At 69.0% G+C, this 23,475-nt stretch carries 23 protein-coding genes; 21 read left to right on the top strand and 2 right to left on the bottom strand.

All coding sequences use genetic code 11. From position 1 onward, the window contains the following. Positions 1 to 14: 14 nt before the first annotated feature. The 18 genes from ACAM51_RS07465 (at position 15) to ACAM51_RS07380 (ending at position 18,681) form a co-directional block, all read left to right on the top strand. On the top strand, positions 15 to 629 hold the full coding sequence (locus ACAM51_RS07465; protein ID WP_218339526.1) for a molecular chaperone: 615 nt from the start codon (positions 15 to 17) through the stop codon (positions 627 to 629). A 146-nt stretch (positions 630 to 775) separates the two neighbouring features. Continuing rightward, positions 776 to 988: a formate dehydrogenase gene (locus ACAM51_RS07460; protein WP_218295862.1), complete on the top strand. Its 213-nt coding sequence runs from the start codon at positions 776 to 778 to the stop codon at positions 986 to 988. Positions 989 to 1,001: 13 nt separating this feature from the next. Then, positions 1,002 to 3,968 carry a formate dehydrogenase subunit alpha gene (locus tag ACAM51_RS07455; protein WP_369643152.1) on the top strand — a complete coding sequence of 989 codons (2,967 nt, stop codon included), beginning with the start codon at positions 1,002 to 1,004 and terminating at the stop codon, positions 3,966 to 3,968. 112 nt (positions 3,969 to 4,080) lie between these two features. After that, positions 4,081 to 4,698, top strand: coding sequence for a formate dehydrogenase FDH3 subunit beta (fdh3B, locus tag ACAM51_RS07450; protein WP_218295860.1), 618 nt, complete (start codon positions 4,081 to 4,083; stop codon positions 4,696 to 4,698). Then, positions 4,695 to 4,931: a hypothetical protein gene (locus ACAM51_RS07445; RefSeq protein WP_218295859.1), complete on the top strand. Its 237-nt coding sequence runs from the start codon at positions 4,695 to 4,697 to the stop codon at positions 4,929 to 4,931. The genes fdh3B and ACAM51_RS07445 overlap by 4 nt, the downstream gene beginning before the upstream one ends. Positions 4,932 to 4,944: 13 nt before the next feature. Next, positions 4,945 to 6,171, top strand: coding sequence for a formate dehydrogenase subunit gamma (locus tag ACAM51_RS07440; RefSeq protein WP_218295858.1), 1,227 nt, complete (start codon positions 4,945 to 4,947; stop codon positions 6,169 to 6,171). 11 nt (positions 6,172 to 6,182) lie between these two features. After that, positions 6,183 to 6,572, top strand: coding sequence for a hypothetical protein (locus ACAM51_RS07435; protein ID WP_218295857.1), 390 nt, complete (start codon positions 6,183 to 6,185; stop codon positions 6,570 to 6,572). Positions 6,573 to 6,698: 126 nt separating this feature from the next. Continuing rightward, complete coding sequence (locus tag ACAM51_RS07430) at positions 6,699 to 7,640, top strand: formate dehydrogenase accessory sulfurtransferase FdhD (protein ID WP_369643151.1); 942 nt, start codon at positions 6,699 to 6,701, stop codon at positions 7,638 to 7,640. Between the two features lie 98 nt (positions 7,641 to 7,738). Continuing rightward, on the top strand, positions 7,739 to 9,361 hold the full coding sequence (locus tag ACAM51_RS07425) for a C13 family peptidase (protein ID WP_369643150.1): 1,623 nt from the start codon (positions 7,739 to 7,741) through the stop codon (positions 9,359 to 9,361). A 40-nt stretch (positions 9,362 to 9,401) separates the two neighbouring features. Beyond that, on the top strand, positions 9,402 to 11,921 hold the full coding sequence (locus tag ACAM51_RS07420) for an ABC transporter permease (protein WP_218295854.1): 2,520 nt from the start codon (positions 9,402 to 9,404) through the stop codon (positions 11,919 to 11,921). A gap of 72 nt (positions 11,922 to 11,993) precedes the next feature. Beyond that, positions 11,994 to 12,428 carry a group II truncated hemoglobin gene (locus ACAM51_RS07415; RefSeq protein WP_218339522.1) on the top strand — a complete coding sequence of 145 codons (435 nt, stop codon included), beginning with the start codon at positions 11,994 to 11,996 and terminating at the stop codon, positions 12,426 to 12,428. 343 nt (positions 12,429 to 12,771) lie between these two features. After that, positions 12,772 to 13,368 carry a LemA family protein gene (locus ACAM51_RS07410; protein WP_369643149.1) on the top strand — a complete coding sequence of 199 codons (597 nt, stop codon included), beginning with the start codon at positions 12,772 to 12,774 and terminating at the stop codon, positions 13,366 to 13,368. Between the two features lie 171 nt (positions 13,369 to 13,539). Continuing rightward, positions 13,540 to 14,631: a M48 family metalloprotease gene (locus tag ACAM51_RS07405; protein WP_369643148.1), complete on the top strand. Its 1,092-nt coding sequence runs from the start codon at positions 13,540 to 13,542 to the stop codon at positions 14,629 to 14,631. A gap of 111 nt (positions 14,632 to 14,742) precedes the next feature. Next, positions 14,743 to 15,234, top strand: a complete 492-nt coding sequence (locus tag ACAM51_RS07400; protein WP_218295850.1) for a RidA family protein — start codon at positions 14,743 to 14,745, stop codon at positions 15,232 to 15,234. Positions 15,235 to 15,283: 49 nt separating this feature from the next. Beyond that, positions 15,284 to 15,697: a GFA family protein gene (locus ACAM51_RS07395; RefSeq protein WP_218295849.1), complete on the top strand. Its 414-nt coding sequence runs from the start codon at positions 15,284 to 15,286 to the stop codon at positions 15,695 to 15,697. A 26-nt stretch (positions 15,698 to 15,723) separates the two neighbouring features. Continuing rightward, positions 15,724 to 15,960: a hypothetical protein gene (locus ACAM51_RS07390; protein ID WP_218295848.1), complete on the top strand. Its 237-nt coding sequence runs from the start codon at positions 15,724 to 15,726 to the stop codon at positions 15,958 to 15,960. A 323-nt stretch (positions 15,961 to 16,283) separates the two neighbouring features. Next, on the top strand, positions 16,284 to 16,511 hold the full coding sequence (locus ACAM51_RS07385; RefSeq protein WP_218295847.1) for a hypothetical protein: 228 nt from the start codon (positions 16,284 to 16,286) through the stop codon (positions 16,509 to 16,511). Positions 16,512 to 16,605: 94 nt separating this feature from the next. Further along, positions 16,606 to 18,681, top strand: a complete 2,076-nt coding sequence (locus ACAM51_RS07380; protein ID WP_218295846.1) for a bifunctional 2',3'-cyclic-nucleotide 2'-phosphodiesterase/3'-nucleotidase — start codon at positions 16,606 to 16,608, stop codon at positions 18,679 to 18,681. A 141-nt stretch (positions 18,682 to 18,822) separates the two neighbouring features. On the opposite strand, the gene ACAM51_RS07375 is transcribed toward ACAM51_RS07380, so the two are convergent. After that, on the bottom strand, positions 18,823 to 19,470 hold the full coding sequence (locus ACAM51_RS07375) for a PepSY domain-containing protein (RefSeq protein ID WP_369643147.1): 648 nt from the start codon (positions 19,468 to 19,470) through the stop codon (positions 18,823 to 18,825). Between the two features lie 207 nt (positions 19,471 to 19,677). Here ACAM51_RS07375 and ACAM51_RS07370 point away from each other — a divergent pair, with 207 nt between their 5' ends. Genes ACAM51_RS07370 through ACAM51_RS07360 form a run of 3 tightly spaced genes read left to right on the top strand, consistent with a single transcriptional unit; the run spans position 19,678 to position 22,591 of the window. Further along, a complete protein-coding gene (locus ACAM51_RS07370) occupies positions 19,678 to 20,412 on the top strand; it encodes a PepSY domain-containing protein (protein ID WP_369643146.1) in 735 nt (244 codons plus the stop codon). Next, positions 20,412 to 21,086 carry a response regulator transcription factor gene (locus ACAM51_RS07365; protein ID WP_369643145.1) on the top strand — a complete coding sequence of 225 codons (675 nt, stop codon included), beginning with the start codon at positions 20,412 to 20,414 and terminating at the stop codon, positions 21,084 to 21,086. The genes ACAM51_RS07370 and ACAM51_RS07365 overlap by 1 nt, the downstream gene beginning before the upstream one ends. Continuing rightward, on the top strand, positions 21,086 to 22,591 hold the full coding sequence (locus tag ACAM51_RS07360; protein ID WP_369643144.1) for a sensor histidine kinase: 1,506 nt from the start codon (positions 21,086 to 21,088) through the stop codon (positions 22,589 to 22,591). Before ACAM51_RS07365 ends, ACAM51_RS07360 begins: the two co-directional genes overlap by 1 nt. Before the next feature lie 130 nt (positions 22,592 to 22,721). On the opposite strand, the gene ACAM51_RS07355 is transcribed toward ACAM51_RS07360, so the two are convergent. Then, complete coding sequence (locus tag ACAM51_RS07355) at positions 22,722 to 23,339, bottom strand: Smr/MutS family protein (RefSeq protein WP_369643790.1); 618 nt, start codon at positions 23,337 to 23,339, stop codon at positions 22,722 to 22,724. Positions 23,340 to 23,475: the final 136 nt, after the last annotated feature.

Here is a 23,475-nt window from a genome sequence, read left to right as displayed (position 1 = left end):
GCGCCCAACCTTCAATGACCACCCCCGGCAGCTCGGCGCTGGACGAAGAAACCGCGCGCGCCGAGCTGTATGGCCTGCTGTCGCAGCTGTACTACGCGGCGCCCGGCCCCGAACTGCTGTCCGCCCTGCGCGTGGCCGTGACCGAGGCGCCCACCGCGGGCGGCTTTCTGCAGGAGCCCTGGCAGCAACTGGTGGGCGCGGCGCGCGCGCTGGACGATGCGGCCGTGGCGCTGGAGTTCGACCGCCTGTTCGGCGGCGTGGGCAAGCCCGAGGTCTACCTGTACGCATCGCACTACCTGAGCGGCTTCCTGAACGAAAAGCCCCTGGCCCGCCTGCGCACCGACCTGGCCCGCCTGGGTTTGGCGCGTGATGAGGCGGCCATGCCCGAGACCGAAGACCACATCGCCTACCTGTGCGAGGTGATGCGCTACCTGATTGCCGGTGACGAAGTGGCCGTGTGCAACCTGGCGTCCCAGCGCGACTTTTTTGCAACGCACCTGCAGCCCTGGACCGGGGCGCTGTGCGATGCGCTGGCGGCCCACCCCCAGGCCCGCCTGTATGCGGCGCTGGCCGCATTCACGCGGGCTTTCGTGGCCGTGGAGGCGCAGGGCTTCGACATGCTCGATTGAGCGGGGCGCGCTCGCGGCGTCTGGCCGGGCCGCTATAAAAGGTGAGTAACTTGGTGGGAGGTATTTGCCTCAATTGCAGTGTTGCACTCAGTGACATAGACTGTATGAACAGCCTTTCATAGCTGCCAGCCATTCTGGAGACAAGCATGCAGAACAGCCAACCCCCATCCTCGCGCCGCAGCTTCTTTGCCGGCGCCGCCACCGTCGGCGCCGCAGCGGCCGCCGTGATGGCCCTTCCCCAGGTGGCGCCGTCTTCCGATGCGGCAGTGTCCGCGCCCCCCCGCGTGGCGCCGGAGAAGGGCGGCGGGTACCACCTGTCCGCCCATGTGAAGCAGTACTACAAGACCACCCAACTCTGACGCGGGGCGCCCCATGTTGCTCACCAAGAAATCGCCGCACGCCGCGCCCGGCGCAGCCCCGGCATCTCCCTTTGTCCACAGCCTGCGCCGCGGTTTGTCGCAGGCCCTGCCCACCATGGACCGGCGCTCGTTCCTGCGCCGCTCGGGCCTGGGCGTCGGCGTCGGCATTGCCGCGTCGCAGCTGACCCTGGTCAAGAAGTCCAGTGCCGCCGAAGGCGCCAAGGTGGGCCTGGGCGACAGCAAGATCGAAGTGCGCCGCACCGTGTGCACCCACTGCTCGGTGGGCTGCGCGGTCGATGCGGTGGTCGAGAACGGCGTGTGGGTGCGCCAGGAGCCGGTGTTCGATTCGCCCATCAACCTGGGCGCGCACTGTGCCAAGGGTGCCGCGCTGCGCGAGCACGGCCACGGCGAGTACCGCCTGCGCTACCCCATGAAGCTGGTGAACGGCAAGTACGAGCGCATCAGCTGGGACACGGCGCTCAACGAGATCACCGCCAAGATGCAGGAGCTGCGCAAGGCCAGCGGCCCTGACAGCGTGTACTTCGTGGGCTCGTCCAAGCACAACAACGAGCAGGCCTACCTGCTGCGCAAGTTCGTGAGCTTCTGGGGCACCAACAACTGCGACCACCAGGCGCGCATCTGCCACTCGACCACGGTGGCCGGCGTGGCCAACACATGGGGCTACGGCGCCATGACCAATTCGTACAACGACATGCAGAACAGCAAGGTCGCCCTGTACATCGGATCCAACGCGGCCGAGGCCCACCCGGTGAGCATGCTGCACATGCTGCACGCCAAGGAAACCGGCTGCAAGATGATCGTGGTGGACCCGCGTTTCACCCGCACGGCCGCCAAGGCCGACGAATACGTGCGCATCCGTTCGGGCACCGACATCCCCTTCCTGTTCGGCCTGCTGTACCACATCTTCAAGAACGGCTGGGAAGACAAGAAGTACATCAACGACCGTGTCTACGGCATGGACAAGGTGCGCGAGGACGTGCTGGCCAAGTGGACGCCCGACAAGGTGCAGGATGCCTGCGGCGTGGGCGAGGCGCAGATGCTCAAGGTCGCCACCATGCTGCACGAGAACAACCCGGGCACCATCGTCTGGTGCATGGGCCAGACGCAGCACTCCATCGGCAATGCGATGGTGCGCGCATCGTGCATCCTGCAGCTGGCACTGGGCAATGTGGGCAAGACCGGCGGTGGCACCAACATCTTCCGGGGCCATGACAACGTGCAGGGCGCGACCGACGTGGGCCCCAACCCCGATTCGCTGCCCGGCTACTACGGCCTGGCCGAAGGCTCCTGGAAGCACTTCGCGGCGGTGTGGGGCGTGGATTTCGAATGGATCAAGAAGCAGTACGCCTCGCCCGCGATGATGACCAAGAGCGGCATCACGGTGTCGCGCTGGATCGATGGCGTGCTGGAGAACAATGAGCTCATCGACCAGGACTCCAACCTGCGCGGCGTGTTCTTCTGGGGCCACGCGCCCAACTCGCAGACGCGGGGCCTCGAGATGAAGCGGGCCATGGACAAGCTGGACCTGCTGGTGGTGGTGGACCCGTACCCCTCGGCCACGGCGGCCATGGCCGCGATGCCCGGCAAGGCCGAGGACCTCAACCCCAACCGCGCCGTGTACCTGCTGCCCGCGGCCACGCAGTTCGAGACCAGCGGCTCCTGCACGGCCTCGAACCGTTCGCTGCAGTGGCGCGAGAAAGTGATCGATCCGCTGTGGGAGAGCCGCTCCGACCACATGATCATGCACCAGTTCGCCGAGAAGCTGGGCTTTGCCACCGAGCTCTCCAAGAACTACAAGATGCAGAAGGTCAAGGGCATGGACGAGCCCGTGCCCGAGGACATCCTGCGCGAGATCAACAAGAGCGTGTGGACCATTGGCTACACCGGCCAGAGCCCCGAGCGCCTGAAGGCGCACATGAAGAACATGCACGTGTTCGACGTGAAAACCTTGAAGGCCAAGGGAGGCAAGGACAAGGACACCGGCTACGACTTCACGGGCGACTATTTCGGCCTGCCCTGGCCCTGCTACGGCACGCCCGAGCTCAAGCACCCCGGCTCGGCCAACCTGTACGACACCTCCAAGCACGTGATGGATGGCGGCGGCAACTTCCGCGCCAACTTCGGTGTGGAAAAGGACGGCCAGAACCTGCTGGCCGAGGACGGCTCGCACTCGCTGGGCAGCGAGATCACCACGGGCTACCCCGAGTTCGACCATGTGCTGCTCAAGAAGCTGGGCTGGTGGGATGACCTCACCGACGCCGAGAAAACCAAGGCCGAGGGCAAGAACTGGAAGACCGACCCGACGGGCGCGATCATCCGCGTGGCGATGAAGCATGGCTGCCATCCCTTTGGCAATGCCAAGGCGCGCGCGGTGGTGTGGAACTTCCCCGACGCCATTCCGCAGCACCGCGAGCCGCTGTACGGCACCCGCCCGGACCTTGTCGCCAAATACCCCACCCATGACGACAAGAAGGCGTTCTGGCGCATGCCCACGCTCTACAAGAGCCTTCAGGACAAGAACGTGGCCGACAAGGTGCACGAGAAATTCCCGCTCATCCTGAGCTCGGGCCGCCTCGTGGAATACGAAGGCGGCGGCGAGGAAACCCGCTCCAATCCCTGGCTGGCGGAGCTGCAGCAGGAATCGTTCGTCGAGATCAACCCCAAGACGGCGGCGGATCGCGGCATCCACAACGGCGAGCGCGTGTGGCTCAGTTCCCCCACGGGTGCGCGGCTCAATGTGCAGGCGCTCGTCACCGAGCGCGTGGCGCCCGACACGGTATGGATGCCGTTTCACTTCTCGGGCCGCTGGCAGGGCGCCGACATGCTGGCGTACTACCCCAAGGGCGCGGCGCCCGTGGTGCGCGGCGAGGCCGTGAACACGGCCACCACCTATGGCTACGACAGCGTGACCATGATGCAGGAAACCAAGACCACGATCTGCAACGTGGAACGCGCCTGAAGACATGGCCCCCACGCTTGTCACTTTGTGTACTGCGCTGCCCCCCGAGGGGGCCGCGTTTTGCCTTGGGGCGGCCCGGCGGCAAAACCTGAATCGCTGATTGGAGACAGCAATGGCACGAATGAAATTCATCTGTGACGCAGAGCGCTGCATCGAATGCAACGGCTGCGTGACCGCCTGCAAGAACGAGCACGAGGTGCCGTGGGGCGTGAACCGCCGCCGCGTGGTCACGCTCAACGACGGAGTGCCCGGCGAGAAGTCCATCTCGGTAGCCTGCATGCACTGCAGCGACGCACCCTGCATGGCCGTGTGCCCCGTCAACTGCTTCTACCGCACCGAAGAAGGCGTGGTGCTGCACGACAAGGATGTGTGCATCGGCTGCGGCTACTGCAGCTACGCCTGCCCGTTCGGTGCGCCGCAGTTCCCGTCGCAGGGCACCTTCGGCGTGCGCGGCAAGATGGACAAGTGCACCTTCTGCGCCGGGGGGCCCGAGGACCACGGCAGCCAGGCCGAATTCGACAAGTACGGCCGCAACCGCCTGGCCGAGGGCAAGCTCCCGGCCTGCGCGGAGATGTGCTCCACCAAGGCCCTGCTGGCCGGCGACGGCGATGTGGTGGCCGACATCTTCCGCAACCGCGTGGTGCAGCGCGGCAAGGGCGCCGAAGTGTGGGGCTGGGGCACGGCCTACGGTTCGCAGCAGGCCGGCCAGCCTGCGGGGGGCAAGTCATGAAGCGGCTTCCCCTTCTTGTTGTTCTTGCAGCGGCAGGGGCTGTCGCGGCCCTCGCCGGTTGCGGCGAAAAACCCCAGACGGGCGCGGGCATCCGCAGCGACGCGCCGCCATATGCCGGCACGGGCAGCAACTTCACCCAGCCTGGCTGGAAGGCCGGGGACAAGGCCGGCTGGGAAGCGCAGCTCAAGGCGCGCCAGCAGTACGGCCAGAACGAATACACCCGCACCAAGTGAAGCGAGGTTCACCATGAAACACATCGTGTGTGCCTTGGTCGTGGCGGCGGGTGTGGCCTGGGGGCCCGCGGGTGCCCAGGCGCCAGCGGCGCCCGATGCGGGCACGGCCGCAGCGCCGGCCACGGCCGCAGCGGTGGCGCCGCAAGCACCCGGCGGCATCCAGGGCCAGAACATTTTCGAGGTCAAGCCGGATGCCAGCGCGGACCCCAAGTACGCCGGGCAGACCAACGGCGAGCGTGCCAAGGTGCAGCCTGGCAACAATGCGCCCATGTGGCGCCAGGTGGGGCAGGGCGTGACGGGCTACAGCAGCCTGCCCAAAACGCAGGCGCCCGAGGCGGGCAACCTGATCCAGCCCTTCGTGCAGTATCCCGGCTCGCGTTTCACCAATGCGGGTGAGGCCTGGCGGCAGGTGCGCAACCACTGGATCATTCCCTATGGCGCGGCGCTGTTCGCCATCGTGCTGCTGGCGCTGGGCATCTTCTACTTCGTCAAGGGCCCGCTGGGGCATGACCATCCCGAGGGCGCCGGCACCCGCCGCATCGAGCGTTTCACGCCGTTCGAACGGGCGGCGCACTGGTCCAATGCGTTCGCCTTCTGCACGCTGGCCCTCTCCGGCATCGTGATGGCCTTTGGCAAGTTCTTCCTCCTGCCGGTCCTGGGTGCCTCGCTGTTCGGATGGATCACCTATGCGCTCAAGAATGTGCACAACTTCATGGGCCCGTTGTTCGCCGTGTCGCTGCTCGTGATCATCCTCACCTTCGTCAAGGACAACATTGCCAACCGCGCGGACTTCGTGTGGCTGTCCAAGGGCGGCGGCATGCTGGGCGGTGACCACCAGGTTCCCTCCCACCGCTTCAACGCGGGCGAGAAGGGCCTGTTCTGGTGGGGCATCACCATCCCTGGCATCCTTGTGGTGGCCACGGGCCTGGTGCTCGACAAGCTCATCCCCGGCTTTGGCGACGTGCGCGGCGACATGCAGATCGCCCACATGGTCCATGCCTCGCTGGCCATCTGGATGATGGCGCTGATCTGCGGACACATCTACATGGGCACGGTGGGCATGCGCGGCGCCTACAAGGCCATGAAGACGGGCTACGTGAGCGAGGCCTGGGCCCGGGAGCACCATGAGCTCTGGTATGACGACGTCCAGGCGGGCAAGATTCCCCGCCAGCGCAGTGCCAGCACCCCGGGGGGCGATGCTGCCGCAGCGCCATCGGCAGGCCAACCCGCACAGGTATGAGGTACCGCACCATGACGCATTTTTTCCGTTCCTCGCTCCTGGCCGTGTGCGCGGCCAGTTCCTGCATGCTGGCGGTGGCCAAGCTTCCCGCGCCATCGCCCGAGGCCGCGGCCAAGGCCGCCGAAGCCGCCGCCAAGACGGCCTGGGCGGGCAAGGTGGACAACTACAAGCTGTGTCTGGCCCAGGACCGCGTGGCGGCCCACTATCGCAAGACCAGCCCAGCCGCCAAGCCCGCCACGGCCACCAGTGCCGCCGCATGCACCGACCCCGGACCGTTCGCGTACACGCCGCCGGAGGCCAAGCCCCTGGAGGCCTCTGGCGCCCATTCGCCGCCTGGCACGGCGAGCAGCCCGCCCAGCACGTCGACGCCCGCGGCGGCGGCATCGGCCCCCAAGTCCTGAACGCGGGCCCGGCGGCTGGCGCCCAGCCTCTTCCCAGGGGGCTCCGCGCCCCTGCCCCGGGCAGGACACCATGAGGCATTGCGGCCCCTGGCTGCGGCGCGCACGGAGCCTGCGTATAGTCCGGCCATGACTTCCCGCACCGCCACGGACCCCGCCACCCCGCCGTTGCCGCGCCTCACGCAGGCCCAGGCACCGCTCACCCATGGGGTCGAGGTGGTCAATGAACTGGGTGAACGGGAGCAGGTGTCCATTCCCGCCGAACGGCCGCTCACCGTGTATGTGGACAAGCGCGAGCTGGTCACGCTGATGACGCTGGGCGCTCAGCCTGAGCTCCTGGTGCTGGGCTACCTGCGCAACCAGCGGTTGGTGGAGTCCGTCTTCGACATCGAATCCGTCACCGTCGACTGGGAGGTCCACGCCGCCGCCGTGCGCACGCGCCACGGCATCGCGCGCATCGAGGAGCGGACGGCCAGCAAGGTGGTGACCACCGGCTGCGGGCAGGGCAGCGTGTTTGGCGGGCTGATGGATGAGGTGGACCGGATCGCGCTGCCCGAGGCGCGCCTCACCCAGGCCCAGCTGTATGGCATCGTGAACGCCATCCGCATCAAGGAGACCACGTACAAGTCCGCGGGCTCCGTGCATGGCTGCGCGCTGTTCCAGGGGGAGGAACTGCTCACTTTCGTGGAAGACGTGGGGCGCCACAATGCCATCGATACCATCGCGGGCTGGATGTGGATGAACCCCGAGGCGCCGGCCCGCACCGGTGGCGGGCCCTCCGCGGGGGGGCATGTGCCGATGTCGGGCTCGGACAAGGTGTTCTACACCACAGGCCGCCTCACGAGCGAGATGGTCATCAAGTCGGCCCAGATGGGCGTGCCCATCGTGGTGTCGCGCAGCGGCATGACGCAGATGGGCCATGCCGTGGCCCAGCAGCTGGGCCTGTGCGCCATCGGGCGCGCCACCAACCGCCGCTTCGTCTGCTACAGCGGGGTGCACCGGCTGGTGCTGCAGCCTGAACTGGCGCGGGTGCCTGCCATGGCGCCGGCGGCGTCCGCCAGCGCGGCCTGAGAGGCACTTTCGGGGGTATCTCGCGGCGGTCCGCCCCGGTTCCCCTGCGCATGTTCCCCGGCCCCCGGGCCGTCATCCCGCGGTGGCATGATGCGCGCATGCAAGACCTGAACGCCAAGGGCGCCTGGGCCGATACCCAACCGAGCCAGTGGGCCCCCGAACCCGCCAAGATCGAAATCTCGCTGGATGAGGGGCTGCCCCCCGGTGCGCCCGCCACTGCGCCGGCGGCGGCCTCGGCCGGGGCGCCTGCCCCTCTTCGCCTGCCCCTGGGAGCCTGGGTCCGCGAGGGCCTGCGGGCCACGCTGTTCCTGCCGCCCCGCACGGGGGCCGCGGTTCCCACCCCGTGGCAATTGATCGTTCTCGTGCTGCTCGGTGGCGCGCTGCTGGTGGGGGCGGCGCGGTTCCAGGTGGCAGGGCCCGCCCAGTTCAGCCTGCGGGGCTGGCTCGCGCCGATGTGGAGCGGCCTGGCGCTTCTGTGGCTGGCCTGGTGGGCCATGGCACCCGCGCAGCGCCTTGCGGCCGGCGCGCCGGCCCCGGAGGGCTCGCCAACGGGCGGGCTCGCCGCCTGGTATGTGTTGTCGGCGTGGGCTCCGCTGGTGCCCCTGCTCGTGCTGTATGCCCTGCTGGGTGCCACCGTCCACCGGCCCGCGCTGTGGGTCGGAAACACGGCCGGAATCGTTTTCTGGACTGCCTACGGCGTGCTGACGGCGTGGGTTCTGGCGGCGCTGGTCGTGGTGAGCGCGCGCTTCATCCGCTCGCGCCTGCGCACGGCGGTGTTCGCGGTGTCGATGGCGGCGATCATCGGGGTGGGCATGTGGCAGTTCCAGGACCAGCCCTGGGAGCTGGACGGTGCGGCCCTGGCGGCGGCGCAGGCCGCCGAGGAGGGCCCCGAACCCGCGCAGCTGACCTTGTCGCAGCCGGTGTTCGAGGCGCAGCAGGCGCTGTGGGAGCGCCAGGTGCAAGCGCTGGCGGCCCAGCGGGACGGGGTGGTGGATGTCTACGGCCTCGTGTTCGCTCCCTATGCCGAAGAGAACGTGTTCCGGCGCGAAAGCACCATGGTCAGCACGCTGCTGCAGGAACGGTTCGACGCGCACGGCCGCGTGATCCACCTGCTCAACCATGCCGAGACCGCCGACACCCACGTCTGGGCGACGCCGCAGAACCTGCAGCGCGCCATTTCGGCCCTGGGTGCGCGCATGGACCGCGACCATGACCTGCTGGTGATCTACATGACCTCGCACGGCGCGCGCAACCACGAGCTGGCGGCATCGCACGGGCCGCTGCAGGTGCAGCCCGTCACGCCGGAAATGCTGCGCGCCGCGCTGGATGAAGCCGGCATTCGCCACCGCGTGATCGCGGTGTCGGCCTGCTACTCCGGCGGCTGGATCGGGCCCCTGGCCACCGATGGCACGCTCATCATGACGGCCGCCGACGCCACCCACACATCGTATGGCTGCGGCACGCGGTCCGAGCTCACGTTCTTCGGCCGCGCGGTGTTCAACGAGCAACTGCGCCAGACCCATTCATTCACCGAGGCCTTTGCCAAGGCCGTGCCGCTGATCGCGCAGCGCGAGGTGGAGGCCGGCAAGACCGACGGATTCTCCAACCCCCAGATCCACGTGGGCACACAGATCCAGCCCGTGCTGGAGGCGCTGCAAGCGCGCCTGGATGCGGGGGGGTCCGGTGGCGCGGCGCCGGCGGCCGGCGACACAAAGCCCTGAACAGCGCCAGAGCGCTCCGTTTGCGCTAAGGTTCCGTGCCATGAACCTGTCTTTTCTGCGCCTTGGCTGGCGTACCCTGGCCCGCGACCTGCGCGCGGGCGAACTGCGCCTGCTCATCGTGGCGGTCACGCTGGCGGTGGCGGCGCTCACGTCCGTGGGGTTTTTCGCCGACCGCCTTCAGGGCGGCCTGCAGCGCGATGCGCTGCAGCTGCTGGGCGGCGATGCCGTGGTGGCCAGCGACAACCCCACGCCAGCGGCGTTCGTCGAGCGGGCCGCGGCCCTGGGCTTGCAGGCGGTCACCACGGTGGGCTTTCCCACCATGGGCCGGGCCAGCGATGCGCAGGGTGGTGCCAGCAAGCTGGTGGCCCTCAAGAGCGTGCCGCCGGGCTACCCGCTGCGCGGCAGCCTCAAGGTGGCTGACGCGCCGGGGGCGCTCGACCAGCCCACCCGCGACATCCCTGCCCGGGGCGAGGCGTGGGTGGATGCTCCCCTGCTCGAATCGCTGAACCTGGCCATGGGCGACATGCTGTTGCTGGGCGATGCGCAGCTGCGCATCGCGCGCATCATCGTGATCGAGCCCGACCGGGGCGCGGGCTTCATGAGCTTTGCCCCGCGCGTGATGGTGAACGATGCCGACCTGCCCGCCACCGGCCTGGTGCAGCCGGCCAGCCGCCTCACCTACCGCTTCGCCGTCATCGGGCCGGGCCCCGCGGTCAAGGCCTTCAGCGAATGGGCCGTGGCGGAGGCCAAGAAGCCCGAGGTGCACGGGGTGCGGGTGGAATCCCTCGAAAGCGGCCGCCCCGAGATGCGCCAGACGCTGGACCGGGCGCAGAAGTTCCTGAGCCTCGTGGCGCTGCTCGCGGCGCTGCTGTCGGCCGTGGCCGTGGCGCTGGCCGCGCGCGGTTTCGCGGCAGAGCACCTGGATGCCTCGGCCATGCTGCGGGTGCTGGGGCAGAGCCAGCGCACCATCGCGGGCGCCTACACGGCCGAATTCGCTCTCGTGGGCCTGTTCGCCAGTTCGCTGGGCGTGGCGCTGGGCTATCTGGTGCACTACGCCTTCGTGCTGCTGCTCGCGGGGCTGGTCGAGTCAGCCCTGCCGCCGCCCAGCCTGTGGCCCGTGGCATTTGGCCTGGGCATGGGGCTCACGCTGCTGTTCGCCTTCGGCCTGCCGCCCGTGCTGCAGCTGGCCCAGGTGCCGCCCCTGCGCGTGATCCGGCGCGACGTGGGCGGGCTCAAGCCCGCGTCGCTGGCGGTGCTGGGCATCGGCATCGCCGGTTTCGCGGCCTTGCTGCTGACGGTCAGCAGCGACATCAAGCTGGGGCTGATTGCCGTGGGCGGCTTTGCCGGCGCGGTGGCCCTGTTTGCGGGGCTGTCGTGGGTGGCGGTGAAGCTGCTGCGCAAGAGCGTGAACGAGGCCACCGCCCCGCGCTGGCTGGTGCTGGCCACGCGGCAGATCTCCGCGCGCCCCGCCTACGCCGTGGTGCAGGTGAGCAGCCTGGCCGTGGGCCTGCTGGCGCTGGTGCTGCTGGTGCTGCTGCGCACCGACCTGGTGGACAGCTGGCGCAAGGCCACGCCCCCCGATGCGCCCAACCGCTTCGTCATCAACGTGATGCCCGACCAGTCCGATGCGTTCCAGCAGGCCCTCAAGGACGGCGGCGTGGCCCGGTACGACTGGTATCCCATGATCCGTGGCCGCCTGCTGGCCGTGAACGGCAAGCCCGTGGGCCCCGACAGCTATACCGACGACCGCGCCAAGCGCCTCGTCGACCGGGAGTTCAACCTTTCCAACGCCACCGAACCACCCCCCCACAACCAGATCGTGGCCGGCCAGTGGCGCCAGGGCGAGGAAGGTGCCATCAGCGTCGAGGAGGGCATTGCCGAGACCCTGGGCCTGCAGATGGGCGACCGGCTGCTGTTCGACATGGGCGGCGTGCAGAACGAAGCGCGCATCACCAGCCTGCGCAAGGTGGACTGGGGGTCGATGCGGGCCAACTTCTTCGTGATGTACCCCGTGGCCAGCGTCAAGGACGTGCCGGTCACCTACCTGGCGGCGTACCGCGCCCCCGAGACCAACGGCTTCGACAACGCCCTGGTGCGCCAGTTTCCCAACATCACCAACGTGGACATGGGCGCCACCATCACCCAGGTGCAGCGCGTGCTGGACCAGGTGATCCGCGCGGTGGAATTCCTGTTTGCCTTCACGCTGGCCGCCGGGCTGGTGGTGCTGTTCGCGGCCGTCACCGCCACGCGCGAGGAGCGCGCCCGCGAGTACGCCATCATGCGCGCCGTGGGCGCGCGCGCCAGCCTGCTGCGGCAGGTGCAGCGCGCCGAGCTGGTGGGCGTGGGCCTGCTCGCGGGCTTCCTGGCCAGCGCCGTGGCCGTGGGCGTGGGCTGGGCGCTGGCGCGCTTCGTGTTCGACTTCACCTGGACGGCCGCGCCCTGGGTGCCCCTGGCGGGCGCCGTGGCGGGTGCGGTGCTGGCGCTGGCCGCGGGCTGGTGGGGCCTGCGCGAGGTGCTGGTGCGCCCCGTGGTGGACACGCTGCGCCGTTCGGCGGAATAGGCTGCGTGTCGATTGCTACTCATTTGATAGCTTACAGCGCTTTATAGGAAAGCGCTGGGGCCAGTTTTTTATATGAATTCCGACGTTCCCAAAGACACCGGCGCCGGCGCAGAAACCGCCACCGCAACCACCCCCTTCGACTGGATCGGTGGCGAAGACCGCGTGCACGCCCTCACCGAACGCTTCTACGACCTGATGGATCTGGAGCCCGGTTACGCCGAACTGCGTGCAGCCCACGGCAGCGACCTCGTGCAGGCGCGGCAAAAACTCTTCTGGTTCTTGTGCGGCTGGCTGGGTGGACCTGACCACTACCAAAGCCGCTTCGGCCACCCGCGACTGCGCATGCGGCACATGCCGTTTTCCATCGGCATCCAGGAGCGCGACCAGTGGGTGGCCTGCATGGACCAGGCCATGGGCGAGACAGGCGTGCCCGATGCTCTGCGCGCCCGCTTGAAGGAAAGCTTCATGGGGACGGCCGACTGGATGAGGAATCGGGGCACCCCCTGAGCGGCTACGCCGCCTCCCCCTCAAGGGGGACGCACCCGGTGGACTGGCAAAGCCAGATCCACGGGTGCACTGGCGGGGCTGCTGTCTTTGCAGGCTGTGGGGTGGGGTGGCAACCCTTGAGCGGCTGGGCCGTGTCCCTCGCAGCCTGTGGATGGGCCCGGTGTGCGCTCATAGCATCGATTGCTCTGTTTTTGATAGCTGCTAGCGTTTGGGGGTAAAGCGTTGCAGGCTGTTTTGATGCTTAAATCCCTACCCGCTGAAATGTATGAAGCCTTTGGGCCAGGCGCGCCACTAAGATGCGCCCAGCATCCATTCATTCAATTCACAACAAGGAGGGTGGGACATGTCAGCTACTGCTTGGATCGTTCTGGGCCTGGTCGCCGTGCTGGCGGTGTGGGCCGTCACTGTGTACAACCGGCTGGTGCAGCTGCGCAACCGCATCGCCAATGCGTTCGGCCAGATCGACGTGCAGCTCAAGCGCCGCCATGACCTGGTGCCCAACCTGGTCGAAGTCGCCAAGGGCTACCTCAGCCACGAGGCCGCCACGCTCGAAGCCGTCATCCAGGCGCGCGGCCAGGCGCAGGGCGCTGCCGCCGCTGTGCGGGCAGAGCCTGGCAGCGCCAACGCCATGGGCGCGCTCGCAGCCGCCGAGGGCATGCTGGGCAGCAGCCTGGGACGCCTGATGGTGGTGGCTGAGGCGTATCCCGAACTCAAGGCCGACGCCACCATGCAGTCGCTGTCCGAAGAGTTGACCAGCACCGAAAACCGCCTGGGCTTCGCGCGCCAGGCGTACAACGACCAGGCGCTGGAATTCAACGACGCGGCGGCGCAGTTTCCTGAACTGGTCGTGGCGCGCCTGTTGGGCTTTCCCACCGTGCCCATGCTCGAGTCCACGCGCAGCGAAGCAGAGCGCGCTGCGCCGCAGGTTCGCTTCTCTTAGGCAGGTTTCTTCGCAGCTGCCTGGTGCGCAGGCCCGACGGGGTACATGCCCTGCGGGCCGCCAAAGCCGTGCCGAATGGTCGCCGGGCGCTGGCGGGCAACACGGCAGCTCCTGTCGTGGCTGCGGGCCGCTTGAAGTCCCGCGCGAGAAAGTCTCATACAGGGAGGGGCCATGAAATTCTGGGACCACCAGGCGGATGCGCGCAGCGAGACGCACCGCCTGCTGCTGGGCTTTGCGCTCGCGGTGGCGGTGCTTATCGTGGCCGTTCATGCCGCACTCGCGCTGGCCTGGGTGCTGATGGCGGCGGTGCTGCCGGGGCGGCTGCCGTTTCCCCACGGCTTTCTCGCCGCCAACGTGGGCGTGTCGCTCATGCTGGTGCTGGGCGGCTGGTGGGTGGAGACGTCCAACCTGCGCGCGGGCGGCGTCAAGCTGGCCCGGCGCGTGGGCGCGCGCGAGCTGCGGCCCTCGCTCTCGCATGCCGAGCAGCGCCTGTCCAACATCGTCGACGAGCTGTGCATTGCCGCCCACATGCCGCGCCCCGAAATCATGGTGATGCCGCGCACCGATGCGATCAACGCGTTTGCCGCCGGCTGGGACGAGAGCGACGCCGTGATCGCTGTGACGCAGGGCGCGCTCGACTACCTGAACCGCGAGGAGATGCAGGGCATGGTCGCCCACGAGCTCTCGCACCTGCACGAAGGCGACACGCGCATGAAGATGCAGCTGGCGGGCATGGTGTTCGGACTGGAGCTGGTCTACAACTTCGGCGACACGCTGCGCGAGCGGCGGGGGCTGGCGTGGTGGTTCGGCTCGGCCATCATGCTGGCGGGCTTCGCGGGCTGGATCACCGGCCGCATGCTCAAGGCGGCCGTGTCGCGCCAGCGCGAGTACCTGGCCGACGCGCGCGCCGTGCAATGGACGCGCAGCAAGGACGGCCTGGGCGGCGTGCTGCGCAAGGTCATGGCCCAGCGCCGGGATACCCCGCGCGGCTATGAACAGCACAGCCACAGCGGCCTGAACCATCCTTCGGTGCAGCACATGCTGCTGGTGGACGTGGAAGGCGGCGGCAGGATGGAGCACTGGCTCGATTCCCACCCCACGCTGCAAGAGCGCGTGCAGCGCGTCTACGGCCGGCGCATGTCGCCGCTGAAGGTGGCACCGGTCACCGCAGCCCCCGAGCCGGCAGGGCGCCCGCAGGGCGTGGGCCAGCCGGCCGGCGTGACGATCGCCTCGCTGGTGGACCCGTTCGCGCGGCATATGTGAAGCATCTGTGCCGCCTTCCCCCGGAGGGCGGCGCGCCCGCTGGCCTGGCAACGCCAGGGGCTGCCTGCCGGGTGGCATAGTGGAGGCATTTCACCCGGCGAGGTTTTTTTCATGTCCCGTGACGCCCGTTTTCAGGAACAAGCCCAGGCCCTCGGCTACAGCTTTGACGGCGAGATCAAGATCGGGGGCAACTACGTGCCCCTGGTGCGCGACGGCCACCACGTCTACCTTAGCGGGCAGATCCCCCGCGTGGGCGATACCGTGGTGGCCACGGGGGCGGCCGGCGCCGGCGCCACCCTGGCCCAGGCGCAGGCGGGGGCCAAGGTGTGCGCCCTGCGCGCCCTGGCCTTGCTGCAGCGTGCGCTGGGCTCTCTGGACGCCGTGCAGTCGGTGCTGCGCATCACCGTGTATGTGCAGTCTGCGCCCGGGTTCACGCAGCAAAGCGAGGTGGCCGACGGCGCCTCTGAAATCCTGTTCGCCGTGCTGGGCGAGGCGGGCGCCCACACCCGCACCTCGGTGGGGGTGCTGCAACTGCCCAAGAATGCGACGGTGGAGGTGGACCTGATCGCCTCCGTGGCCACGCCGGCGCCGCCGCGCGCCTGACCCGGCCGCGTGCTCCACCCAGGCACCCCGTCGAAGGAGAACCCAGGCCATGACCGAATCCGTCGTGCACCACCGGGGCAGCTGCCTGTGCGGCGGCGTGCGCTACGAAACCACGGCGCCGCTGCGCAGCGCATCGCACTGCCACTGCTCGATGTGCCGCAAGGCCCATGGCGCGGCGTTCGCCAGCTACGGCACGGTGCACCGCGAGCACCACCGCTTCGTGCAGGGGCAGGCGCTGCTGCGCGCCTACCGCTCGTCGCCGCGGGTCACGCGGCAGTTCTGCTCGGCCTGCGGCTCGCCGTTGCTCTGGCACAGCGAAGGCGTGCATGCGGACAGCGTGGCCGTGCCCCTGGGCACGCTCGACACCCCTTTTGACGCGCCGCCGCAAAGGCACATCCACGTGGCTTCCAAGGCCGCGTGGGTGGTGATCTGCGACGGCTACCCGCAGATCGCCGGAGAATAGGCGCGAGACCCGGCACGAGGCAGTCCATGGAAAACACACCACCCCCCGCCCATCCCCGTTTCAATGTCTTTGGCCGCATCGTTGAAGTGCGGCGTGAGGGCCCGCTGTGGCAGGTCTACCGCGTGGGCGGCGACGGCAAGCGCACCCCCGCGGGCTTCGTGGTCCCCGACTTCGTGGAAGAGCACGAACTGGCCCAGTTTCTCGAAGACCTGTTCCATGAGAGCGCTTCACCGCACAACGGCGACGTACGCCGCATCGCCTGACGCGAACCCTGCGGCTCCTTCCCTTGTGCCGGGTGCTGCGGCGCAGGAGGTCGTAAGGCTTTGTCGGCAAACGACTACATACAGCGCGCGCCCAACGGCGCACGCTGGGGCTGCACAGAAGACCACTGGGCAGGGCCTCCTCGCCGCAGGCACCGGCAGCCCCGCCACAGCGGCGCATTGCGGCGCGTGGTGCAAGAGCGCGGTGCAAGAGCGTGGGCGGTCCGGCCTGTGCGCGCTGGCGTCCTCGCACGACCAGGGGCCACGGACCAGGCAGGGTTGCGCACGAACGCGCGGGCTGACAGGCAAGTTATGTGAGGGTTCCCATGGGCAGCACCATCACCGTCGCGCACACGGTCTCGGCAGATGATTTCGAGCAGGTCGAACTTCTGGCGCGCCACCTGCAGGGAAGCGACTACAACTTCAGCGGCCGCGCCATCTGGGTGCTGCGAGGCCCCCATACCACCGTGACCGACACCCACGACGAGTTGCGCGCAGCGCTGCTGCTGCTGATGGTGGAAGGCCTGCTGAGCCGACGGCGCCCCCCGCGCTGACACCCCCGTGGGACGCGCGGCGGCCGCGTGCCGTCATACCGTTGTCAAACCCCCGCCAGACACTCGGTCCTTTGTTTCATCCTGGGCCTTGTTCATGTCTGAACGCATTCGCAGCCAATCCGATTCCTTTCCGTTTTCTTGCTATTCGCGCCGCACCGCCACGCTGAGCGTGCTGGCCCTGGCCGCGTCCCTCTCCGCCTGCGGCGGCGGCGATGGCGGCGGCAGCAACAACAACGCGGGCGCCACCGCCACGCTGGCCGTGCTGGAGACCACCGACCTGCACTTCAACGTGCGCAGCTACGACTACTTCAAGCTGGCCGAAGACAAGAGCTACGGCTTCGAGCGCACCGCCACGCTGGTGCGCGCGGCGCGCAAGGAGTTTGCCAACACGCTGCTGGTGGACAACGGCGACACCATCCAGGGCACGGCGCTGGCCGACTATGAAGCCACCATCAGCCCCATCCCGTGCACGCAGCAGCTGTCCATGTACAAGGCGATGGGTGCGCTGGGCTTTGACGCCGGCACGCTGGGCAACCACGAGTTCAACTACGGCCTGCCGTTCCTGAACCAGGTGCTGGGCGGCGGGCTGGAGGTGGACGGTGTGGATGCCGCCAGGAAGTGCGCGGGCGCGGGCTTTCCGATGGTGCTGGCCAACGTGACCAGCAACAAGACCCAGAAGCCGCTGGTGCAGCCCTACACGGTGCTCGAGCGCACGCTGGTGGCCAAGGGCGCGGACGGCAAGGAGGTGAAGCTGCCCATCAAGGTGGGCGTGATCGGTTTCACCACGCCGGGCATCATGAACTGGGACAAGCGCTACCTCGAAGGCAAGGTCACCACGCAAGGCGCGGTCGAGGCCGCGACGAAGTACGTGCCCGAGCTGCGCGCCAAGGGCGCCGACATCGTGATCGCGCTGCTGCACGGCGGCATGGACAGCGCGGCGTATTCGCCCACCATGGAGAACCCGGGCCTGTACCTTTCCAAGGTGGCCGGCATCGACGCGATGGTGATGGGCCACCAGCATGGCGTGTTCCCCGACACCGCCGCCACGCCGGGCTTCAACATGGCCGGCGTGGACCACAAGGCGGGTACGGTGAACGGCGTGCCGGCCGTGATGGCCAGCTCCTGGGGCAAGGCCCTGGGCGTGGTGCAGCTGGCGCTGCAGTGGGACGGGGCCAAGTGGGTGGTCAACAAGTCGGCCAGCAAGTCCGAGCTGCGCAACATCCAGTCCAAGAACGCCGCGGGCGCCACGGTGACGGTGGACGCAGATGCCAGCGTGGCGCCGCTCGTCGAGACGCAGCACCAGGCCGCCATCCAGTACGTGAAGACGCCCATCGGCCAGACCGACTTCCGCATGAGCACGCTGTTCGCCGACGTGGGCGACCCGGGCGCGATCCAGATCGTGAACCAGGCGCAGCAGGCCTATGTGGCCGCTTACATCAAGGCCAGCCTGCCGGAGTATGCGCAGCTGCCGGTGCTGTCGGTGAGCGCGCCGTTCAAGAGCGGCTTCCAGGGCGGTGCCGACTACACCGACGTGGCCGTGGGACCGCTGGCCATCAACAACGCGGCCGACCTGTACCTCTACCCCAACACGGTGTATGCGGTGAAGGTCAACGGTGGCGACATCAAGAACTGGCTCGAAGCCGCGGCCAAGCGCTTCAACCAGATCGACCCTGCCAAGACTGGCGAGCAACAGCTCATCAGCACCTTCCCGGGCTACAACTTCGACATGTTCACGACGCCCGACGTGCAGTACGAGATCGACGTGACGCAGCCCGTGGGCAGCCGCATCAGGAACCTGACCTACCTGGGCAAGCCCATCGACGTGGCGCAGGAGTTCGTGATCGCCACCAACAACTACCGCGCCACCAGCGGCAAGAGCTTCATCGACAAGCTCGATGGCTCGGGCACCATCTGGGCCTCGCCCGATGCGAACCGGGACGTGGTGATCGACTACATCCGCAAGAACCCGGCGGTGACGCGCAGTGCCAACGGCGCGGCCAAGAGCTGGCGCTTTGCCAAGGCCAGCGTGGCGGGGCCGGTGGTGTTCAGCTCGGGCGGCAATGCGCTCGCCGTGGCGCAGGCGGCAGGCCTGGCCAATGTGTCGCTGCTGGCAGCGGACGACGGCTCGGGCAAGGGCACGTCGAAGTACGCGGTCGATTTGTCCAAGTAAAGCCGGTGCGCGGCACGCTCGGCGTGCCCGCCGCCAACGGCCCTGAAAAGACACCTGGACCGGCTGCCTGGGCATGCCGGGGCCCGGTGCCTTTTTTTGTGGGTTGCTTCAGCACCCTGGCGCAGGGCAGCCGCCGGCCGCTCAATCGTCCAGCTGTTCGCGCAGCACGGCCCCGGTCACGGCGTCCACCCGCAGCTCCACCGCCAGGTTGGCTGTGTTGGTCGCCTCGGCTTCCCAGTAGCCGTCTTCGTATTCGACACCGCGCACGCGGGTGTAGCCGGCCTGCTGCAGGGCTGTCACGACCTGGTCGGCGCTGAGCACGGGCTGGCCGTTCACGGTTCCGCCGCTGCGGCCCACCTGGCTCAATACCTCCAGCGTCACGGGGTGCAGCACGAACTCGACCTTCTCGCGGTTGGTCACGGACTGGCGGGCCTTGGCCTGCCAGAAGCCGTCGTCCAGCTCCACGTCGTACACAAAGCTGTAGCCGGTGGCGCGCACCTGCTGGGCCACGCGCTCCACGCTGGGCAGGGTGGTGCCCACGGCGCCCGCCCGCACGGCGGTGAAGCTGCCGTTGGCATCGTTGACCAGCACGGTGGCGCGCACCCCGTCGTTGGAGACGGCCTCGGCCGTCCAGTAGCCGTATTGCTTTTGCAGGTCGTGCGGCGCCACGTAGTGGTTCTTGGCCATCACGTTGACGGCCTCCTGGGCGCCCATGGCCCAGGCCATGGAGGGCAGGGCGGAGGCCGCGGCGGCGGCTGCGAAGGCCAGGGTCAGAACGGTCTTTTTCATGGTGCTTCCTTTCGGTGTGGCAGTGGTTGTGAAGAACTGGGAGGCAGTGTGCGCAACCGTTCCTAAACCCACCGTGAAGCGCCCGTTCATGGTCCGTTTAATGGCCTCCGCAATAATCGCGCGATGAGAGATATGGCCCCCACGTTCCCCACTTCGTGTGGTCACTGCCCCCCGAGGGAGCGCTCTTCATCTTGGGGCGGCCCGGCGATGAAGAATGGAATTTTGCGGACCTGGACGCAGGCCGCGGCCTGCGCCGCGGTGGCGCTGGCCTGCGCGCAGGCCCCCGCCGCCGAGCAGGATGTGGCGCGGCGTGGCGTGCAGAGCGGGCAGCTCAAGCCGCTCAACAGCATCATTTCGGACATGAGCCGCCAGTACGGTGGGCGCGTCATCGACGTGGAGACCAAGCACGGCCGCAAGGGTGAGCTGCGCTACGAGATCAAGATCATCGACGCCCGCGGCACCAAGCACGAGGTGCTGGTGGATGCGGCCACGGGCAGTGTCGTGGCGCAGGAGCGCGACTGGCCCACGCAGCCTGTGGGCCTGGCGCAGATGGCCCGCTACATCCAGCAGCTGGAGCAGCGCTACGGATCGCGCGTGGTGAACGCCGAGTTCGAGCGCGACGCGCAGGGCAAGGCGGTGTACGAGGTCAAGCTCTCGGACCGGCCCGCCGGCGAGATGAAGCTGCTGGTGGATGTGAACACGGGCGAGGTGCTGACCCCGCCGCAAACGGCGGGCACGCCCGCCGCGCCCAAGTCCATGGCCGTGATGCTCGAATCCTTGCGGCCGCGCTTTTCGGGCCTGGTGCTGGAGGTGGAGCTGGAAACGGACCACCGCCGACGCCCCTACTACAGCGTGGAGCTGCAGCAACCCAACGGTTTCAAGCTGGAGCTCGAAGTGGACGCCGTGAGCCTGGAAGTCACGCGGCAGAAGGTGGACGACTGATGCGCATCCTGGTGGTGGAAGACGATGTGGCGCTGGCGCAGCAACTGCGCGTGGCGCTGGAGGCGGCGGGATTCGCGGTGGATGTGGAGCACGACGGCGAGGCCGCGTCCTTTGCCGGCAGTGCCGAGGCCTACAGCGCCGCCGTGCTGGACCTGGGCCTGCCGCTCAAGGACGGCCTGAGCGTGCTGCGCGACTGGCGCGACGCGGGCCGCGGCTGGCCGGTGCTGGTGCTCACCGCGCGCAACCGCTGGAGCGACAAGGTGGCGGGCTTCAATGCCGGGGCCGACGACTATTTGACCAAGCCCTTCCTGATGGACGAGGTGGTGCTGCGCCTGCGCGCCATGCTGCGCCGCACGGCCGGGTCGGCCGCCGCCGTGCTGACGGCCGGCCCGCTGGAGTACGACGTGGTGCAGGGCCGCTTTTCGCTGCAGGGCCAGAGCCTGCAGCTCACGGCGCAGGAGCACAAGATCCTGGCGTATTTCATGCACCACCCGGGCAAGCTGCTCACGCGCACCGACATCAGCGAGCATGTGTATGCGCGCGACCTCGACCCGGACTCCAACACGCTGGACGTGCTGATCGGCCGCATCCGCCGCAAGTTGAACGGCGCGCCGCAGCTGGTGACCGAGCGCGGCCAGGGATTTCGCCTGGTGGCGTCCGACGTGGCGGGCTGATGCGGATCGAACCCGCCACGCCGCCTGGGCCGCCCGCACCGCCTGCGCCGGCCCGGGCACACAGCGGCGCCGCGTGGGCGCTGGCGCTGGCCCAGTGGCCCATGGCCACGCGCATTGCGCTGCTGGCGCTGGTCCCCATGCTGCTGCTGGTGGGCGCCGGGGGGCTGTGGCTGCGCGTGCAGATGCACCAGAGCCTGCTGGCCAGCTTCGAGCAGGTGCTGCGCGACAAGGCCCAGCGCGTGGGCGCGCGGCTGCACCTGGGGCCCCAGGGTGGCTTGCGGGAGTCCACCGGCGGTGCCGATGAGTTCAGCGCCATCTACGCCGGGTGGTACTGGCGCGCGCAGGCGGGCAGCGATGTGCTGCGGTCGCGTTCGCTGTGGGACATGGACAGCCTGCCGACCGAGGCCCTGACCACCACCGGCTCGGCCACGCTGCACCGGGCCACGGGGCCGCTGCAAGAACCCTTGCTGTCGCTGACCCAGCCGGTCGCCCTGGGCCAGCCTCCCGTGCAGGTCACGCTGACGGTCTACGGCCCGGCCGCGCAGTTGCACAGCAGCATGCGGCAGATCGACCGCACGCTGGTGGTGGCCGGGCTGGTGCTGATGCTGCTCACCGGGGGGCTGGCGTGGCTGCAGGTGCGGGTGGGGCTGGCGCCGCTGCGCCGGCTGGAGGCCATGCTGGCTGCCCTGCGCGCGCCGCAGGGCGCGGGGCCCGATGTGGCGCTGCACCTGGCCGCCCCCACGGGGCGCGACCTGCAGCCCCTGCAGAACGAGCTGGCAGGCCTGCTGGCGCACAACGCGCACGTGGTGGCCCGCGCGCGGGCCCATGCGGTGGACCTGAACCACGCGCTCAAGAAGCCCCTGGCCTTGCTGAGCGCGCAGGCCAGCGCGCAGCCGCAGGTGCCCAGCAGCGAGGTGCAGCGCCAGGTCGAGGCCATGGCCCAGCTGGTGGATCGCTACCAGGCCCGCACCCTGAGCGATGCGCTGCACGCCCACCCCGGCAGCACCGGCCAGGCCGTGGACGTGCGCGACTGCGTGGCCCAGCTGCTGCGCATGATGGAGCGCCTGCACGCCGCGCAGGGGTTGGACTGGATGCTGGCAGACGATACCCAAGGCCCGCTGCACTGGCGCGGAGAACGCGCCGACCTGGAGGAGGTGCTGGGCAACCTGCTGGACAACGCGGGCAAGTGGGCCGCCTCGCGGGTGCGGCTGACACTGTCGGTGTCTGTGTCGGTGCAAGGTGGCGCAGAACATGCCAGCCTGTGCCTGGACATCGAAGACGATGGCCCCGGCATGACGCCCGCACAACTGCAGGCGGCGGGCCAGCGGGGTGTGCGTTTTGACGAATCCGTGCAGGGCAGCGGGCTGGGCCTGGCGATTGCCAGCCAGATCGCGCAGGCCTATGGGGGCCACTTGCAGTTGCGCAAAAGCGAGGAGCTCAAGGGCTTGGGCGTGCGGCTGGAGATGCGGGGGCTGGCGCCCGCGGGACGCACCAAGACGCCATGAGCCAGGGTGCATCGCCACAACCGTTGCAGCGGCTGTGGTAGCGGCCGTCGCGGCGGGCGTCGGCAACACGGCAGGCTGCCCGGCTCTCCAGGTGCGCAGGGCAGAGCGGGGCGATCTGCGCTGCGCGTGCCTAGCGCTGGCGTGGATGCACGGGCTGCAGCAGCACCACCAGCGCGCCCGCGCCGCCGTCGATGGGCCGGGCCTGCACGAAGGCCAGCACTTCGCTTTTTTGCACCAGCCAGCGCTGCACGCGGCTCTTGAGCACCGGGCTCTTGCCCGGAGAGCCCAGGCCCTTGCCATGCACCACGCGCACGCAGCGCAGGCCGGCCTTGTGGGCGTGGCGGATGAATTCGCCCAGTGCCTCGCGCGCCTCGTCCACGCGCAGGCCGTGCAGGTCCAGCTGGCGCTGGATGCTCCAGTGGCCCGAGCGCAGGCGGCGCGTGATTTCCACGCCGATGCCGGGGCGGCGAAAACTCAGCTGGTCGTCGGTGTCGAGCAGGGTGCTCACGTCGAAGTCGTCGCTGATGGATTCGACCAGCACGCGCTCTTCGTCCAGCCAGTGCTGCACGGGCAGCGGTGGCGGCTTGTGGCGGCGCAGGCGTGCCACGTTGGGGCTGCGCAGCGGCGTGACGGGGCCTACGCTGCGGCTGAAGAGGTGGCGCTCGGCCTCCAGGCGCGCGGCGGCCTCGCGGCGGACCTTTTCGTCGGCCTCGGCGCGCGCGTGCTCCTCGCGCAGGCGGCGGGCGATGCTGGCCAGGTCCTGCAGGTGCGCGATGCGCTCGCTGGCCCGCCGGGGCGGCGGGGGCGCCCGGCGGCGGGCCGGCGCCGCCGGCGCGTGGGAGCCGGGTGCAGGCGGAGGGGGGGTGGGGCGCTGCGGCCGCAGC

The organism is Acidovorax sp. A79 (assembly GCF_041154505.1).
GTDB lineage: Bacteria > Pseudomonadota > Gammaproteobacteria > Burkholderiales > Burkholderiaceae_C > Acidovorax.
The sequence above is the reverse complement of the archived record's forward strand: the minus strand, read 5'-3'. Positions and strand labels throughout refer to the sequence as shown.